This window comes from Azohydromonas caseinilytica, assembly GCF_012927045.1.
Classification (GTDB): Bacteria; Pseudomonadota; Gammaproteobacteria; order Burkholderiales; family Burkholderiaceae_C; genus Azohydromonas; species Azohydromonas caseinilytica.
Genome location: NZ_JABBFW010000010.1, coordinates 89,265 through 104,161, shown reverse-complemented (window position 1 = coordinate 104,161; position 14,897 = coordinate 89,265). Strand labels below are relative to the sequence as shown.

Sequence of the window (14,897 nt, the reverse complement as noted above, 5' to 3'; positions counted from 1 at the left end):
GGGGCCGGCATCATCCCCCGGGGATGCGCCGCTTCGCGATGGGCGATTCCTCCCAGCGCCGCAGCAGGTCGGCCGGGCTGTCGTAGATCGCCTCGGCCCGGCCCAGCGCCGCGTCGTCCCACCAGCCGCCGCAGCGCAGCGCCAGCGTGTCCACACCGGCCTTGGCGGCGGCCTCGATGTCGTAGGGGGTGTCGCCGATCATGATGGCCTCCACCGGCTGCACCCCGGCGCGCTCCAGCGCCGCCTGCACGATGTCGGGGTCGGGCTTGGAGTGGTCGGCGTCGTCGGAGGTGGTGGCTTCCTCGATCAGGTCCTCCACGCCGGCCCGCCGCAGCAGCGCCTGCAGCTCGGCGCCCTTGGCCGAGGTGGCAATCACGACCTTGATTTCCTCGTCGCGCAGCCGCTGCACCAGCGCGCGTGCGCCCGGCGTGGGTTTCACATCGGGCAGGTACCGGTTGAGGAAGACGTCGCGGCGCTCGTCGCTCAACTGCTTTCCCTGCGGCGACTCGTGGTCGATCTGCACCAGCTCGGCCAGCACCTTGTCGCCGCCCTTGCCGATGAGCGCGCGCACCTGCTCGAAGGTGGGCGGCAGGCCATGGCGCTGGAACACATCGACCCAGGACTGCGCATGCGCGTCGTTGCTGTCCAGCAGCGTGCCGTCGATGTCGAGCAGGACGGCCTCGGTGGGGGCAAGTTCCTTCATGGAGGTGGGGCTGCGAAGGGTGGCGATGCCGGGGCGCAGCAACCGCAGGGCCCGGCGCGGCTGGCGCGTGTGTCGGCCCAGTGACCCCGGGCGCGGGCTCGGGCGCCTGGATCAACGGCAAGCGTGCTGAACGCTTCCCTCGGTCGACGCCTGAGCCGGCAGTGAAAGATTTCCGTTCGCCCTGGCTTGTCAGGCTTCATACCGATTCCACTTTGGTCGTGAAATGATCCGTTCGTACTGAGGTAGCGAAGTACGAATCCGACGGGCCGCGATGGCGGCACCACGGTAGGGGCCGTTCATCCTTCGATACCTCAGGACGAACGGGATTACTTCACTCAGAGGCCAGAAGTGGAATCAGTCCGAACGGCTTCCTCTCGATGCCAGCGAAGCGCCGCGATCAAGTCAGCCTGAAGCGCTGCACCGAGTGCGACAGGGCGGCGGCCTGGTCGCGCAGGCTGGTGGCTGCGGCGGCGGACTGCTCCACCAGCGCCGCGTTCTGCTGCGTGACGCGGTCGAGCTGGGCCACGGCCTCGTTGACCTCGCCGATGCCCCGGGTCTGCTCGACGGCGGCCGTGGTGATCTCGCTGACGATGCTCGACACCTGCCGGACGCTGGTGACCACGCCCTCGATGGTGCGGCCCGCCTCCTGCGCCTCGCGCGCGCCCGTGGCGATGCGCTCGACGCTCTGCGCGATCAGGTCCTTGATCTCCTTGGCCGCCGAGGCGCTGCGCTGCGCCAGCGCCCGCACCTCGCTGGCCACCACGGCGAAGCCGCGGCCCTGCTCGCCGGCACGGGCCGCTTCCACCGCCGCATTGAGCGCCAGGATGTTGGTCTGGAAGGCGATGCCGTCGATCACGCCCACGATGTCGCCGATGCGCTGCGAGCTCTGGCTGATGGCGTCCATGGTCGAGACCACGCGCAGCACCGCCTGGCCGCCGTTGCCGGCCACCTCGGACGCCGAGCGCGCGAAGCGATCGGCCTCGGCGGCGGACTCCGAGCTCCGGCGCATGGTGCTGCTGATCTCCTCCACGGAGCTGGCGGTCTGCTGCAGGCTGGCCGAGGCCTGCTCGGTGCGGGCGCTGAGGTCCTGGTTGCCGGCGGCCACCTCGGCGCTGGCCACGCCGATGCTCTCCACCGAGGCGCGGATGTCGCCCACCAGCCGGCGCAGCGCGTCCTGCATGGCGCCGATGGCGCGCAGCAGCTGCCCGACCTCATCCTGGCTGCCCGAGGGCACGTCCACGCTGAGGTCGCCGCCGGCGATGCGGTTGGCCGAGGCCCGCGCCAGCGACAGCGGCCGCACGATGCTGCGCGCCATCAGCCAGCCCAGGATGCAGGCCATGACGGCGCAGGCCACCGCCGCCACGACCAGGCTGATCTTGGTGCTGGAGAGCTGGTTCGCGACCTCGTGGCCCGCGGCCGCGCTGCGAGCCTGCTCGTACTTGAAGAGCTCGGTCGAGGCCTCGATGTAGGCCTGCGTGGCCGTCCGGAACTCCTGCGTGAGCTTGGCCACGGCCGCCGGGTCGTCCGAGCCGTTCTTGGCCTTGAACAGCTCCTCGCGCGCCTTGAGGTAGCCGGAGCGGATCTTGGCCAGCCTCTCCATGATCGCCAGTGCCTCGGGCGCCGTCTCGATCTCGCCGAAGCGCTTCTGGATTTCCGTGGTGCGGGCCACGATCTTCTTGATGTCCTCGGCAAAGTGGCCCGCCAGCGTCTTGTCGGCGCTGTAGCCGATGGCCAGCGTGCGCTGCGAGTTCACGAGGATGTTGTCGCGCCACTCGGTGGCCAGCTCCAGCCGCTCGCGCTGCAGCCCGGTGAGCTCCTCGGCCTTGCCCTGTGCCGAGCTCAGCTCGATGAACGCCGTGAGGGCCAGCAAGGCGATCAGGGCCACGCTCCCGGCGAAGCTCAGGGCCAGCCGGGTACCGATACTCAAGTTGCGCAGTGTTTTCATGTCGTCAGACCGGTGAATTGAAAACAGCGGTTTGGGAGGGCATTGCCCCAAGGAGACTGCTCGCACCCCGGGGCACTGCGTCGTGCCTGCCGCGCGCCGGAAAGTCGGCGTCCGGCGAGACCTTCGCCGCCGCATTCATTTCCTGATGCGGCTCTGGCTCATTCCGGCCGATGCATCCCGAGGTTGACCGGCCAGGTGCTTCAGCGGGGCGGCGCCCCGCTACAACTTCATCAGAGTGGGCAAAACCATTCGTGAAAACACCGGTGGTTCCGGGTTTGGGGAAATGTCGTCGCTGAATTCCATGTTTGTTTGTCCGGCCGGGAACCGTTCATTGGGAAATGACCGCAACCTGGATTCGGCTGCGCCGATGCCTCGTTAAGTCGCCCTGCTGCAAAACCCGGGAAAACCCATATATGGATTCCCAGGTGGCACGCCTTCCAAAAATCCTGTCGGCCGGCCAGCCGCGAAGGCTTGTGCCAGGGACATATTCCTTGCCGTGGCCCGTGGGCTCATGCCGGCCACCGTCGCTCCCGCGCCGCCGGCCTGAAGCGGGGCTTAAGCCGGCGCGGCGGCGCGCCGTGGGCGTCGGCAGCGCACCCGCCGCGCCCGTTGGAGGCTGACGGGCCGGTGCCGTGCAGCGGCGTGGCATCGCGGCCACGCCGCGGCGGAGCGATCGCCCGGTTGGCCGGCGCAAGGAGTTCACCATGACCCATCCCCTTCCTGATCCTCGGTTGGCCCGGGCGCGCCGGGTCCTGTGCATGGCGGCGCTGGCCGCGCTGACGGCCTGTGCCACCGCGCCTGCACCGCGGGTCGTCTACATGAACCCGCCACCGCCGGTGGCGGAGGAGGTGCCGCCCGCGCCGGCCGTGGGCTGGCACTGGGTGCCCGGCCATTGGTACTGGGCCGACGGGCGCTGGCGCTGGGCGGCCGGCCATTACGTGCAGGCGGTGGTGCCGGCCATGCCGGCGCCGGTCTACGAACCGGTCCCGCCCGCGCCGGCGCCCAGCTACGTGTGGGTGCGCGGGCACTGGCGTTGGTCGGGCTCGGGCTGGGTCTGGACGCGGGGCGCCTGGGTGCTGCGCTGAGCCGGCACGGTGGCCCGTGCGCCGCCGCGCGCACCGGGTAACGGGGCGCGGGAGGCCTGCGGAAGGGTGAGGAGTTGACGGGAAGAGCAGGGAGTTTCGGCTGCCGGCCCTGTGATATTCGGGATTTGAATTGGCCGGGCGTTTGGTTCGGGGCTCTATTCCCAAGGCTCCCTGCAACGATCTTCATCCATGTTGAATAGGCCTTGATCGGCGGGTGTGGAGCGCCCGCCGGCCCTGCGGACCGGGCAGGCATCTCGTGGGTCACTGCAGCCTGATTTCGCCGTCAAACTTGACATTCAGTCCCAGGGCCGGAATCTCCAGCGTCATGGTGGCTGGAAAAGACTCATTGCCCGTGATGGCGTTGGCGGCAGCGGCTTTCGCGACCGCATGCTCTATTTCGCGCTGCGAGCTGACGCCGACCATCTTGAGAAATTTCCGGATGCTGATGTTGAAAGTCTCTTCGTCCATGGCTTTTCTCCGGGTTTGAGGCGTCGTACCGGCCGCAAAGGCGGGCGCGCCCGCGTTCAAGCATAGGCAGCGCTGAGCTGTCGATTTCCCTTCCGGGAATAGCGAGTGAGGCGGGTGGCGTGAGGGACGTTGGCGGTTGGCCGGTAGCGCTGCGGCACACTGCAACGCCCCGCATCACACGCCCCGTCCCGATGACCGACCTTGCCCGCTCCTGGCTGAGCCACAGCGAGCCCGTGGCCGCCGCGCGCGCCGCCGGCCGGCCGCTGGTGGCACTGGAATCCACCATCGTCGCCCACGGCATGCCTTACCCCGACAACGTGCGCACGGCGCGCGAGGTGGAGCAACTGATCCGCGACCTGGGCGCCGAGCCCGCCACCATCGCGCTCATCGACGGGCGCATCCGCATCGGGCTCTCCGGCGAGGAGCTGGAGCGGCTGGGACAGAGCGGGCAGGCGCACAAGGTCAGCCGCCGCGACCTGCCGGCCGTGCTGGCCCGCGGCGAGATGGGCGCCACCACGGTGTCGGCCACCATGATCTGCGCCGCGCTGGCGGGCATCGAGGTGTTCGTCACCGGTGGCATCGGCGGCGTACACCGCGAGGCGCAGCAGACCTTCGACATCTCCGCCGACCTGCAGGAGCTGGCCCGCACCTCCGTGGCGGTGGTGTGCGCCGGCGCCAAGTCGATCCTGGACATCGGCCTGACGCTGGAATACCTCGAAACCCACGGCGTGCCGGTGCTCAGCTGCGAGCAGGACAACTTCGCTGCCTTCTACACGCGCGACAGCGGCTTCCGTGCCGACTACCGGATCGACGACGCGGACGCGCAGGCGCGGCTGATCCGCACCAAGTGGGACCTGGGCTTGGCCGGCGGCGTGGTGCTGAGCGTGCCGGTGCCGCAGGCGGCGGAGATGCCGCGCGGGGAGATCGACGCGCTCATCGGCCAGGCGCTGGAGGAGGCGCGCTGGCAGGGCATCAGCGGCAAGGCCATGACGCCCTTCCTGCTGGCCCGCATCAAGGCGCTGACGGGCGGACGCAGCCTGGCCGCCAACATCGCGCTGGTGAAGCACAACGCCGAGGTCGGCGCGCGGCTGGCGCTGGCACTGGCGCGCACGGAGCACGGGCCGCGGAGTTGAAGCGGCGCAGCGGTGTTCAGCCGGGCGGCCGGCGCTTCTCGTCTTCAGGCGGCGGCTTGCGGCTGTCGCCCCACGCGTCCTTGTCCCAGGGGTCGCGCAACGCCAGGACGGCGATGAGGATCGCCAGCCCCATGATCAGCCAGTACATCGGATCGCTGCTGTCCATGGGGCTCGGCCTGCGTGGGCTGAGTGGAAGTGGAGCGGGCGGCGTGGCCGGGCTCAGACCGGCGGGCGCCACACGGACAGGTCGGCCAAGTGCACCTTGCGGGGCAGCACCGCCTCGTTGCTGAAGGCGTCGGCGATGCGCAGCCGGTCGGGCGCGGCCAAGACGCGGGCGGGCCACGCGGCGGGAAGCGCCAGCGCGGCGGCAAGCAGGTGGCGGCGGTGGGCCATGGCGAAGCGTGTGCAGTGCAAGGAAAAAGGAGATTGCGGCAACCATAGGCCCCGAATCTCCCGCCGTGAACGACGCGATGCGCACAAGCACATGCGGCGCGTGCATGTGCCCGGGAGCACCAGGCCGGCCACGCTGGACCCGCGGCAGCGCAGCTCGATATCCGAAATCGTCATTTGCCAGGCCTGACGGCGCGCGGCTACGGTGTCGCAACGGCGGTCCGGCCTCGCGCCGCGCGACGGCGCCGGCCACCGCCATGGCGTGCAGGTTGAGCCCACAACCGCAGCCCCATCCCAAGCCTTCAGGGGAGGACTGATGAACGATGAACCAAAACCTGGCTTGGCCGTGAACCGCGGGCGCCGCGCCGCGCTCGCCCTGGGCACGGCCGCGCTGGCGGCGCCGGCCTTGGTGCGCGCGGCCGGCCGCCCGGTGCTGCATGCCGGTGACCAGAAGGGCGGGCTGCGCGCCCTGCTGGAGAGCGCCGATGCGCTGAAGGACCTGCCCTACGAGATCCAGTGGACCGAGTTCCCCGCCGCCGCGCCGCTGGCCGAGGCGCTCAATGCCGAGGCGGTGGACTCCGGGCCCATCGGCGACGCGCCGCTGATCTTCGCCCTGGCCCAGGGCGTGCGCATCAAGGCCTTTGCCGCCAACCGCAGCGACGCCTACGGCACGGCAGTGATCGTGCGCGGCGATTCCCCCATCCGCGACGCGGCCGGCCTCAAGGGCCGCAGCGTCGCCACCAACCGCGGCTCCATCGGCCACTACGTGACGTTGCGCACCCTGGCTGCCGCGGGCCTGAAGCCTTCGGACGTGCAGTTCCGCTTCCTCACGCCGCCCGATGCCAAGCTGGCGCTGGTGTCGGGGGCCGTGGATGCCTGGGCCACCTGGGAGCCGTACACGGCGGTGGCGGAGTCGGTGGACGGGCTGCGCGTGCTCTCCAACGGCCGCGGGCTGTGGTCGGGCCTGAGCTACATCGCCGCCACCGACACGGCGCTGCGCGACAAGCGTGAGCTGCTGGCGGACTTCAGCCAGCGCGTGCAGCGCGCGCAGGCGTGGGCCAACGGCCACATGGGTGAATACGCGCAGGTGCAGGCGCGGATCATCGGCATCCCCGTGCCGGCCGCGCGGCTGGCCTTCGAGCGGCGCCAGACCCGCTACGTGCCCATCGACGCCGCCGTGATCGCCGAGCAGCAGAAGGCGGCCGATTTCTACCTGCAGGCCGGGCTGCTGCCCAAGCGGCTCGATGTCGAGGGCACCTTCACCCGCCTTTGACCCGCTCGGCCCCGACACCTTGAGCGCGGCGTCCGGCCTCCGTGGCGGGGCGCGCCGCCTGTCACTCCTTCCTCACTCCAGCCATGAGCCAGCAACGCAAGAGCCATCACGCCATCGACCCGATGTTCACCTGTCGCTGGTCGCCGCGCGCCTTTGACGGCGAGCCCATCGACGAGCCCACGCTGATGCGCTTCTTCGAGGCCGCGCGTTGGGCGCCGTCGAGCTTCAACGCGCAACCCTGGCGCTTCCTCTACGGCCGGCGCGACACGCCCGCCTGGCAGCCGCTGCATGACGCGCTCCACGAGTTCAACCGCGGCTGGGCGCACCGCGCCGCGGTGCTGGTGGCGGTGCTGTCGAAGACGCGCTGGGTGCCGCCGGGCAAGACCCAGCCGCAGCCCATTGCCTCGCATTCTTTCGACACCGGCGCCGCCTGGGCCAGCCTGGCCTTCCAGGCCACCTTGCTGGGCTGGCATGCCCACGCCATGGGCGGCTTCGACCGTGACCAGTTGCGCCAGGCGCTGGGCATTCCGAAGGACTACGCCATCGAGACGGTGGTGGCCATCGGCTGGCGCACCGACAAGGAGGTGCTGCCCGAAGCGCTGCAGGAGCGCGAGGTGATGAGCCAGCGCCTGCCGCTGGAACACATCGTGGCGGAAGGGCGTTTCAGGTTCGGCGACGCGGTGGCGCCGGGCGCGAGCCCGGCCGCCGTGCCCGCCAAGGTGCCGGCCTGAAGCCCGCGGCCCGCGCCGCTCAGCGCCTGACGGCCTCGCTGGTCGCCGCCTCGCCCCGGGGCGGGTTGCCCTTGGCGGCCTCGCCGCGGGGGGCGTCACCCTTGGCCACTTCGCCCTTGGCGGCTTCGCCCTGACGGCGTACCCACGAGGTGGCGTAGGCCGGCGAGCGGAAGGCCAGCACCGGGTCGGGCGAGGGCTGCACGCCGTCGCTGAGCACCAGCGGGTCGAAGTTGATGGCTTCGCAGCCGCTGCCGCCGGCGCGCTGGATCTGCAGCGTGCCGACGCTCACCTCGGTGCGGCCGGCGGGCCAGGCCTGCGTCGGGTCGGTGAGCGGGTCGCCGTCCTGGCCCAGCGTCAGCACCATGTCCCACTCCACCGGGCCCTTGCGCAGCCGCTCGGCCAGGGCCGGGGCGAGGAAGTCGGCGGGCGCGGTCTTGAGCTGTTCCTCGCTGAGCTCCTGCTCGCCGTCGCGCGGCACAAAGCGCCACTTGACCCAGCGCGCCTGGTCCTGCGCGTTGACGAAGCGAAAGGCATGCAGGCCGTGGTAGCTGGCATTGGCGAAGCTGGGCGGCGGGCGGTGCTGCGCCATCCAGGCCGCCAGCGGCTTGTTGTCGGTATAGCGCTCGGCCACGGCCTTCTGCCGCGCCGGGTCGGGCTTGCCGGTGGCCGGGTCGGGCCGGTCGGCGTCCAGCCGGGCAAAGAAGGATTCGGGCGTGGCGGAGGAGAACACCGGCACGTTGAGCATGGCCATCTGGTGCAGCGCGCCGCCGGGCAGCTGGAACTGCAGCGCCAGCCCGCGCGGGCTGCGTGCCGTGTCCGGCGCCGTGGCCCGGCCGCCGGCCAGCGAGAAGCGCGCCTGCACCGGCACGGGCTGGCCGTTGAACAACGGGCTGCGGCTGTAGCGCGCCGCCTGCGGCGTGGCCGTGAAGCGCCCTTCCGCGCACAAGCCCTTGGTGTGGTTGCGGCGCCGGCCGGTGTTGGGGCCGAACACGGCTTCCATGCTGTCCACCACGGCCTGCGGCGTGGTGGCCGGGGCGGCGTCCGCGGCGTGCGCCGCGCCGACACCGGCCAAGCTCAGGCCCAGCAGGGCCAAAGGCCGCACGGCGCGCAGGGCGGGGCGGCGCAACGGGAATGGGATCGGCAAGTTCGGCATGGGGCGGCTCCGTGGAGGCGAAAGGCGCTACGGTAGCGCGGCTGGGTGAGCGGCCCGTCGGCGGGAAGCCTGACGATTGGCACGGGCAGTGCCGGCATGGCCGGCCGCCTCATTCTCGAATTCGTCTTTCTCACTGGGATGACCCTGTCACACCCGCGCAGGCACGTGTCCACGAACTTCGGGCTGTATCCCGGACCGCGCAGAACCCGCCCCCGTCTACGCGGGGGCAGGCTCTGCGCGGGCATGACGAAAAAGCATTTCAGCTTCGGCCAAGAGATCGAATCAATGCAGCCGCCCGCCACGCACCGGGCGCACCGGCTCGGCGTCCATGCGTGCCAGCAGCCGGTCCAGGCCGTCGCCCTCCATGGCGGACACACGCACCAGTCCGGAAGGCACGTCGTTGCCTCGGCACACCAGCATCGCGTCGCTCCAGGGCGCATCGTCGGGACGGCGCCGGGCGCGCAGCCAGCCGCCGCGGTCGAGCAGGAACTCGGTGCCGGCCAGGGCCTGCGGCTGCACGCCGGCCACCAGCGCGTAGGCCTGCCAGGCGGCTTCGGACACGGCCACGCAGCCCTCCTGCGTCCGCGCCGTGGGTGAGAGCGCGATGGTCTGGAAGCGCGGGTCCTCGCGCGGCGCGGGCTGCTCCGGGCCCAGGGCCACGATGCGCAGGCGCTGGCCCCGCAGCGCGTGCAGCGGGCGGGCCGGGCCGCCGTCGCACTGCACGGCCATCGACGGCGCGGCCAGCGGCAATTGCCACTCGCCGGCGCGGGCCAGCTGCTGGCCGGCGGCATGGAGCTGCAGCCAGCCCACGAGCTGCCACACGGCCGCGTCGGGCAGCTCGGCCGGCAGCGCCGGCATGGTGTGGCGCCCCTGCGCATCGCTCACGCCGTGGCGGATGTGCCAGAACAGCTCGCCATCGCTGCGCCGCCACAGCAGGCTGCGGTTGAAGGTGGGCGGCCAGAGCGGGCCCTCGGCCGCGCGCGGGCCGTCGCCGTCACCGTTTTCACCGTGGCAGGCCAGGCAGTGCCGGGCGTAGAGGCGGCCGCCGTGCAGCGGTGCGCTGTCCGCCATGCTCTCGGGCAGGCGATGGAAGCTGGTCGGCGCCGCCGGCGCCCACAGCAGCGCCGAGGACGGCCACTGCCAGGCTGCCCCGCTGAAGCCCGCCGCCACCAGGCCCAGCATCAGCGCCGCGCCGCGGTGTGCGCGCAACGGCCAGCGCAGCAGCGCCGTCGGCAACAGCGACAGCACGGCGAGGCCCAGCAGCAGGAGCACCGTGCCGACCTGGCGCGCGTGGCTCGGGTCCAGCGTGAGCATCACCTCCGAAACGCGCACGCCGAAAGGCCAGGCGGGCTGGCCGTGGACTTCGGGCGCGAGGCCCAGCGCGTGCAGGACGCGCAGCAGGCCCTGCTCCAGGGTCGTGATGAGGGACAGCAGGGTGTCCAGGCCAGGGCCGCGCCACCAACCGTTTTGCATGGGGATCATTGGTCATGCCGGCACACGTGCAGGCGCCTGCCGGTCAAGAAAGAAGCTGTCGTTGTGGAGCGCTCGCACGTCATGGGGTAGGCCATGAAAGAAACGTCGTCATGCCTGCGCAGGCGGGCATCCACGATCGCAGGGATGCTGCCGGGGTCTGCATCGCGTGACGCCAGCTTTTTTCGGGTGGCGGGTCCGTGCGCGTGGATGCCCGCCTGCGCGGGCATGACGACGTAGTGGCTGGCGGCCTGCGTACCGGCTTGGTGCGAGCAATCCTGCGTTGAGGTCAACCGGGATGGCGCTATGCACGGTCCCGGTTCGGTGCGCCCCTTACCAACTCCCATCCAACCCCAGATGCCGCAGCGCCTCGTGCCGCAGCCGCGCCAGCGCCTCGTCGCCGCGGTGCCGGGGGTAGGGCAGATCGACTTGCAGCTCGGCCAGCACGCGCGCCGGGCGCGGGCCCATGACCAGCACGCGCTGCGCCATGAACAGCGCCTCCTCCACGTCGTGCGTGACCATCAGCACGCTCAGGCCTGCGCGCTGCCACAGCGCCACCAGCTCGGTCTGCATCGCCAGCCGCGTGAGCGAGTCCAGCTTGCCCAGCGGCTCGTCCAGGATCAGCAGCGCCGGGTCGTTGACCAGCGCCCGCGCCAGCGCCGCGCGCTGCGCCATGCCGCCGGAGAGTTGATGGGGATAGCCCTGCGCGAACTCCGACAGGCCCACCAGCGCCAGCGCCTCGTCCACGCGGTGCCGCCTGGCGGCCAGCTCGCCGCGCGCCTGCAGGCCCAGCGCGACGTTGTCCCACACCGTGCGCCAGGGATAGAGCGTCGGGTCCTGGAACACCACCACCCGCGACGGATCGGGGCGGCGGATGGACCGGCCGTCGTGCGTGATGCTGCCGGTGCCGGCCTGCTCCAGCCCGGCGACCAGCCGCAGCAGCGTGCTCTTGCCGCAGCCGCTGGGCCCCAGCAGCGCCACGAACTCGCCGGGGCGGATGTCGATGTGCACGTCCTGCAGCACCGGCAGCGGCCCTTGCGGGCGCTCGAAGGCATGGCTCACGCCGCGTATGGCGATGTGGGCGCCGGCGGCCCGGGCCGGCGCGGCGGCGTGGCGTTCCAGCGTGGCGCTCACCATTTCAGCGTCCCCTTCTGCCAGGCCAGCGCGCGGTCGCGCACGGCAAACAAGGCGCTGATCAGCCCCGAGAACAGCGCCGCCATCACGAACAGCGCCGCGAACATGTTGGTGTAGGCGGCCCAGCCCTGCGCCCAGGTGAGATACCAGCCCAGTCCCGCCTTCACGCCCATCATCTCGGCGGCGACCAGCACGGAAAAGCTCGCGCCCAGGCCCATGAACAGGCCCACGAACACCTGCGGCAGCGCGGCCGGCACGGCCACGCGCCAGATCAAGAACCATTCGCTGGCGCCCAGCGTGCGCGCCACGTCGTAGAACTGGCGATTGACGCCCGCCACGCCCGACCAGGTCAGCACCGTCACCGGGAAGCCCGTGGCCAGCGCGATCAGGAAGGCCGCGGCCGACCAGCTCGACGGCGCCAGGAAGAAGGCGATCGGCAGCAGCGCCGTGGAGGGAATGGGGCCGAGGAAGCGCAGCACCGGGTGGACCCAGTAGCCCGCGTTGCGCGACCAGCCGATGGCCACGCCGGTGACGAAGCCCGCCAGCGTGCCCGCGGCCACGCCCGCGGACAGCAGCAGCAGCGAGTGCGCCGCGCACTCGACCAGGCGCTCGTGGTCGCCACCGTAGACCTCGATCAGCGACTGCGGCGGCGCGAAGAAGGGCGCCGGCAGCCAGGCGAGCTTGGCCGTCAGCAGCTCCCACAGCGCCAGCAGCAGCGGCAGCGCCACCAGCCAGGGGCCGAGGTGGCGCAGCCGGGCCTCGACGCGCGCCAGCCGGGCCTGCGTACCCGCCAGCGCCGGCAGCGTGGCGGCCACCAGCAGCATCAGCGCCGCCACCAGCAGCGCGGCCACGCCCAGCTCCGTGGTGTAGGCCCACTCGCTGAAGCCCAGCTCCACGTTGGGCAGGCGCCAGGTCAGCAGGCCGAAGGCGGCCCAGGCCAGCGCCGACAGCGCGCCGGTCCACCACACCGGCAGCGGCCGGCGCGGCGGGGCGCGGCGCGCCAGCGCCGGAGAGAGATCGGAAAACAGGCTGCTCATCGCATGTCCCTCAGGCCAGCACGTCGCTCACGACATGCGCGGCGAACTTGGCCGGGTCGGTGCCGGGCTTGAACACGCCGATCGACTTGAAGTCGCGGGCGTAGAACTCGATCTGCTGGCGCAGCGCCACGCCCGACGGGTGGTGGTTGTGCATGAGCGTGCCCAGCACGGCGCGCAGGTCGGCCTCGGGCACGGGCGAGAATCTGGAGAAGATGCGCGCGCTCTCGTTGGGGTTGCTGGCCACCCAGTCGCTGGCCTCGACGATGGCGCGCGTGAGCGCCGCCGCGGTGGCCTTGTCGCCGCGCACCAGCGAGCCGCGCACGCCCAGCACGCAGCAGGTCTTGTCGGCGTACTCGCCGGAGAGGTTGGTTGCCAGCTCGACAAGGTCCTGGTTGCGCTTCTGGATCAGGTAGAGGTTGGGGTCGCCGTCGGCGATGGCCTGGATCTCGCCCTTTTCCACGGCCAGCCCCAGCAGGTCGGCCGGGTACTGGCGCCACTGCACGTCCTTGTTGGGGTCGATGCCGTGCTTGGTGAGCAGGATGGCGAAGAAATTCTTGCCCGGGCTGGCGAGGTCGCTCACGCCGATGGTCTTGCCCTTGAGCTTCTGCAGGTCGGTGACGCCGGCCGTGCGCGAGCCGGCCATGCGCGTGCAGCCGCCGTGCGAGGCGCCGGTGATCTTGACGTCGAAGCCCTGCTCCAGCGCCTTGAGCCAGCGGTGCACCATGCCCACCCCGGCGTCGGCCTTGCCGTTGGCGATGGACTCCAGCAGCGCGTCGGTGGAGCCGCTGAAATTGGTCAGCTCCACCTTCACGCCGTGCTTCTTGAAGAAGCCCATCTGGTCCGCCACCGGCACTGGGGCCAGGCAGATGGCGTTGGCGTTCCAAGCCAGCGTCAGCGGCTTGCCCGTCTGCGCCACGGCGATGCGGTGCGCGCCCAGGCCCGCGCCGGCCGCGACCACGGCAGCCGCGCCGGCACCGCCGAGCAACTGGCGGCGGGTCAGCGGGGGGAAGTCGGGTGCGGCGGGTGCGGTAGGCGGGGTCATCGGTCCTCCTCGTGGTTGCATGGCAGACGGGCATTGCAACGGCTGGACTTCATTTCCGCAAATAATGTTTGAACGCATTCATATGCACGACGCATGAATGCGAAGGCTGCCTACGGCCAGGACGCAGTGCGTGGGCGGCGCATGACTTCCTTCGGCGGTAGGGATTAATGCTTGCCGCAGGGGAGGCGCGGATGTAGAAGCAACGAGCCGCCTTCCTGCAAGGAGGAGCCCATGCGCAGACGCATCTACTGGCTCTTGCCGGATCTGCCCAGTGCCAGGCGCACGATGGACGACCTGTTGCTTGCGCGCATTCCGGAGCAGTACATCCACTTCATGGCGCGCGAGGACATCGACCTCACCGGCCTGCATCCCGCCAACCTGCTGCAGACCTCCGACGTCGTGCGCTCGGCGCAGTCGGGCCTGGTGATCGGCGGGGCCGTGGGCGTGGTGGCCGGGCTGGTGCTGGCCATTTTCCCGGTGGTGGCGCAGACGCCGCAGATCGGGCTGATCGCTGTGCTGGCGGTGGTGGGGGCGCTGGTGGGCGCGTGGTCGTCGAGCATGATCGGCGCTTCCACGCCCAGCGAGCGGCTCAAGCGCTTCGCGGGTGCCATCGAGCAGGGGCAGATCCTGCTGATGACCGACGTGCCGCGCTCGCGCGTCGAGGAGATCGAGGCCTTGCTGCAGAAGTCCCATCCCGAGGCGCACCTGGAAGGCGTGGAGCCGGACATCCCGGCCTTCCCCTGAACGCATTGAAGGGAGTTCGCCATGGAACTGCTTCGGCTGCATGCACATGACTGGCACGGCCGCAAGCCCGACTGGGCCGCGGCGGCGGTGGCGGGGTTCCTCGCCGGCGCGGTGCTGATGGTGCTCGAAGGCGTGTGGACGCTGCTGATGGACAACGGCGATCCCTGGCTGACCGCGCGCATGCTCGCGGCCATGGTGCTGGGCTCCGGCGTGCTGGATCGCAGCGGCTTCAGCGTCGGCGTGGTGGTGCTCGCGCTCTTCATCCACTACCTGCTGGGCATCGTGTTCGGCTTGGCGCTGGCCGTGCTGGTGACGGAGTTCCACAGCGAGCACAGCCCGGGAAAGATCGAAACCATCGGCGCCGTCTTCGGCGTGCTGCTGTACCTGCTCAACTTCCACCTGATGTCGCTGGCCTTTCCGTGGTTCGCGCAGATGCGCGGCTGGTCCACGCTGATGGCTCACCTGGTGTTCGGCATCTCGGCTGCGCTGCTGTACTGGAAGTTCCGCCGGGAGCCCGCGCAGGTAGAGACAGGATTGAGCGCTTGATGCGGGTGAGCTGATTCGATCCGAGCCACGCCGGGCGGCGGGG

16 protein-coding genes are annotated in these 14,897 nt (G+C 71.0%); 6 read left to right on the top strand and 10 right to left on the bottom strand.

Going from position 1 to position 14,897, the window contains the following annotated elements; genetic code table 11:
* Window positions 1–10 precede the first annotated feature (10 nt).
* Window positions 11–703 carry an HAD family hydrolase gene (locus HHL10_RS15835; RefSeq protein ID WP_169161357.1) on the bottom strand — a complete coding sequence of 231 codons (693 nt, stop codon included), beginning with the start codon at window positions 701–703 and terminating at the stop codon, window positions 11–13.
* 397 nt (window positions 704–1,100) lie between these two features.
* Window positions 1,101–2,630, bottom strand: coding sequence for a methyl-accepting chemotaxis protein (locus tag HHL10_RS15830; RefSeq protein ID WP_205833063.1), 1,530 nt, complete (start codon window positions 2,628–2,630; stop codon window positions 1,101–1,103).
* A 722-nt stretch (window positions 2,631–3,352) separates the two neighbouring features.
* Here HHL10_RS15830 and HHL10_RS15825 point away from each other — a divergent pair.
* A complete protein-coding gene (locus tag HHL10_RS15825; protein ID WP_169161355.1) occupies window positions 3,353–3,733 on the top strand; it encodes a YXWGXW repeat-containing protein in 381 nt (126 codons plus the stop codon).
* Window positions 3,734–3,994: 261 nt separating this feature from the next.
* Here the strand turns inward: HHL10_RS15825 and HHL10_RS15820 are convergent, their stop codons facing one another.
* Entirely contained in the window at window positions 3,995–4,201 is a 207-nt protein-coding gene (locus tag HHL10_RS15820; RefSeq protein ID WP_169161354.1) for a DUF6494 family protein, read from the bottom strand.
* Window positions 4,202–4,392: 191 nt separating this feature from the next.
* Between HHL10_RS15820 and HHL10_RS15815 the strand changes: the two genes are divergently transcribed.
* Entirely contained in the window at window positions 4,393–5,334 is a 942-nt protein-coding gene (locus HHL10_RS15815; protein ID WP_169161353.1) for a pseudouridine-5'-phosphate glycosidase, read from the top strand.
* Window positions 5,335–5,350: 16 nt separating this feature from the next.
* Here the strand turns inward: HHL10_RS15815 and HHL10_RS15810 are convergent, their stop codons facing one another.
* Both HHL10_RS15810 and HHL10_RS15805 read right to left on the bottom strand, forming a co-directional pair.
* Window positions 5,351–5,500, bottom strand: coding sequence for a hypothetical protein (locus tag HHL10_RS15810; RefSeq protein ID WP_169161352.1), 150 nt, complete (start codon window positions 5,498–5,500; stop codon window positions 5,351–5,353).
* Between the two features lie 53 nt (window positions 5,501–5,553).
* Window positions 5,554–5,727: a hypothetical protein gene (locus tag HHL10_RS15805; protein ID WP_169161351.1), complete on the bottom strand. Its 174-nt coding sequence runs from the start codon at window positions 5,725–5,727 to the stop codon at window positions 5,554–5,556.
* A 313-nt stretch (window positions 5,728–6,040) separates the two neighbouring features.
* Here HHL10_RS15805 and HHL10_RS15800 point away from each other — a divergent pair, with 313 nt between their 5' ends.
* On the top strand, window positions 6,041–6,997 hold the full coding sequence (locus HHL10_RS15800; protein WP_169161350.1) for an ABC transporter substrate-binding protein: 957 nt from the start codon (window positions 6,041–6,043) through the stop codon (window positions 6,995–6,997).
* Window positions 6,998–7,080: 83 nt separating this feature from the next.
* Window positions 7,081–7,728 carry a nitroreductase family protein gene (locus HHL10_RS15795; RefSeq protein ID WP_169161349.1) on the top strand — a complete coding sequence of 216 codons (648 nt, stop codon included), beginning with the start codon at window positions 7,081–7,083 and terminating at the stop codon, window positions 7,726–7,728.
* Between the two features lie 19 nt (window positions 7,729–7,747).
* Here HHL10_RS15795 and HHL10_RS15790 read toward each other — a convergent pair whose 3' ends face one another.
* From HHL10_RS15790 to HHL10_RS15770, 5 genes are all read right to left on the bottom strand, one after another.
* Window positions 7,748–8,881: a catalase family peroxidase gene (locus HHL10_RS15790; protein WP_169161348.1), complete on the bottom strand. Its 1,134-nt coding sequence runs from the start codon at window positions 8,879–8,881 to the stop codon at window positions 7,748–7,750.
* A gap of 282 nt (window positions 8,882–9,163) precedes the next feature.
* On the bottom strand, window positions 9,164–10,354 hold the full coding sequence (locus HHL10_RS15785; protein ID WP_169161347.1) for a c-type cytochrome: 1,191 nt from the start codon (window positions 10,352–10,354) through the stop codon (window positions 9,164–9,166).
* Window positions 10,355–10,684: 330 nt separating this feature from the next.
* Window positions 10,685–11,488, bottom strand: coding sequence for an ABC transporter ATP-binding protein (locus tag HHL10_RS15780; RefSeq protein ID WP_169161346.1), 804 nt, complete (start codon window positions 11,486–11,488; stop codon window positions 10,685–10,687).
* Window positions 11,482–12,522 carry an ABC transporter permease gene (locus HHL10_RS15775; protein WP_169161345.1) on the bottom strand — a complete coding sequence of 347 codons (1,041 nt, stop codon included), beginning with the start codon at window positions 12,520–12,522 and terminating at the stop codon, window positions 11,482–11,484. Before HHL10_RS15775 ends, HHL10_RS15780 begins: the two co-directional genes overlap by 7 nt.
* 10 nt (window positions 12,523–12,532) lie before the next feature.
* Window positions 12,533–13,564 (bottom strand): ABC transporter substrate-binding protein, encoded by a 1,032-nt coding sequence (locus HHL10_RS15770; RefSeq protein WP_169161344.1) that lies wholly within the window; start codon window positions 13,562–13,564, stop codon window positions 12,533–12,535.
* A gap of 231 nt (window positions 13,565–13,795) precedes the next feature.
* On the opposite strand from HHL10_RS15770, the gene HHL10_RS15765 reads away from it, so the two are divergent.
* Window positions 13,796–14,308: a DUF1269 domain-containing protein gene (locus HHL10_RS15765; RefSeq protein ID WP_169161343.1), complete on the top strand. Its 513-nt coding sequence runs from the start codon at window positions 13,796–13,798 to the stop codon at window positions 14,306–14,308.
* Between the two features lie 21 nt (window positions 14,309–14,329).
* Window positions 14,330–14,854, top strand: coding sequence for a hypothetical protein (locus HHL10_RS15760; protein ID WP_169161342.1), 525 nt, complete (start codon window positions 14,330–14,332; stop codon window positions 14,852–14,854).
* Window positions 14,855–14,897 lie beyond the last annotated feature (43 nt).

What these genes read in the sequence shown, in the direction of transcription:
- HHL10_RS15835 (WP_169161357.1), bottom strand. Translation starts at nt 703, where the DNA reads ATGAAGGAACTTGCCCCCACCGAGGCCGTCCTGCTCGACATCGACGGC.
- HHL10_RS15825 (WP_169161355.1), top strand. Translation starts at nt 3,353, where the DNA reads ATGACCCATCCCCTTCCTGATCCTCGGTTGGCCCGGGCGCGCCGGGTC.
- HHL10_RS15820 (WP_169161354.1), bottom strand. Translation starts at nt 4,201, where the DNA reads ATGGACGAAGAGACTTTCAACATCAGCATCCGGAAATTTCTCAAGATG.
- HHL10_RS15815 (WP_169161353.1), top strand. Translation starts at nt 4,393, where the DNA reads ATGACCGACCTTGCCCGCTCCTGGCTGAGCCACAGCGAGCCCGTGGCC.
- HHL10_RS15810 (WP_169161352.1), bottom strand. Translation starts at nt 5,500, where the DNA reads ATGGACAGCAGCGATCCGATGTACTGGCTGATCATGGGGCTGGCGATC.
- HHL10_RS15805 (WP_169161351.1), bottom strand. Translation starts at nt 5,727, where the DNA reads ATGGCCCACCGCCGCCACCTGCTTGCCGCCGCGCTGGCGCTTCCCGCC.
- HHL10_RS15800 (WP_169161350.1), top strand. Translation starts at nt 6,041, where the DNA reads ATGAACGATGAACCAAAACCTGGCTTGGCCGTGAACCGCGGGCGCCGC.
- HHL10_RS15795 (WP_169161349.1), top strand. Translation starts at nt 7,081, where the DNA reads ATGAGCCAGCAACGCAAGAGCCATCACGCCATCGACCCGATGTTCACC.
- HHL10_RS15790 (WP_169161348.1), bottom strand. Translation starts at nt 8,881, where the DNA reads ATGCCGAACTTGCCGATCCCATTCCCGTTGCGCCGCCCCGCCCTGCGC.
- HHL10_RS15785 (WP_169161347.1), bottom strand. Translation starts at nt 10,354, where the DNA reads ATGCAAAACGGTTGGTGGCGCGGCCCTGGCCTGGACACCCTGCTGTCC.
- HHL10_RS15780 (WP_169161346.1), bottom strand. Translation starts at nt 11,488, where the DNA reads ATGGTGAGCGCCACGCTGGAACGCCACGCCGCCGCGCCGGCCCGGGCC.
- HHL10_RS15775 (WP_169161345.1), bottom strand. Translation starts at nt 12,522, where the DNA reads ATGAGCAGCCTGTTTTCCGATCTCTCTCCGGCGCTGGCGCGCCGCGCC.
- HHL10_RS15770 (WP_169161344.1), bottom strand. Translation starts at nt 13,564, where the DNA reads ATGACCCCGCCTACCGCACCCGCCGCACCCGACTTCCCCCCGCTGACC.
- HHL10_RS15765 (WP_169161343.1), top strand. Translation starts at nt 13,796, where the DNA reads ATGCGCAGACGCATCTACTGGCTCTTGCCGGATCTGCCCAGTGCCAGG.
- HHL10_RS15760 (WP_169161342.1), top strand. Translation starts at nt 14,330, where the DNA reads ATGGAACTGCTTCGGCTGCATGCACATGACTGGCACGGCCGCAAGCCC.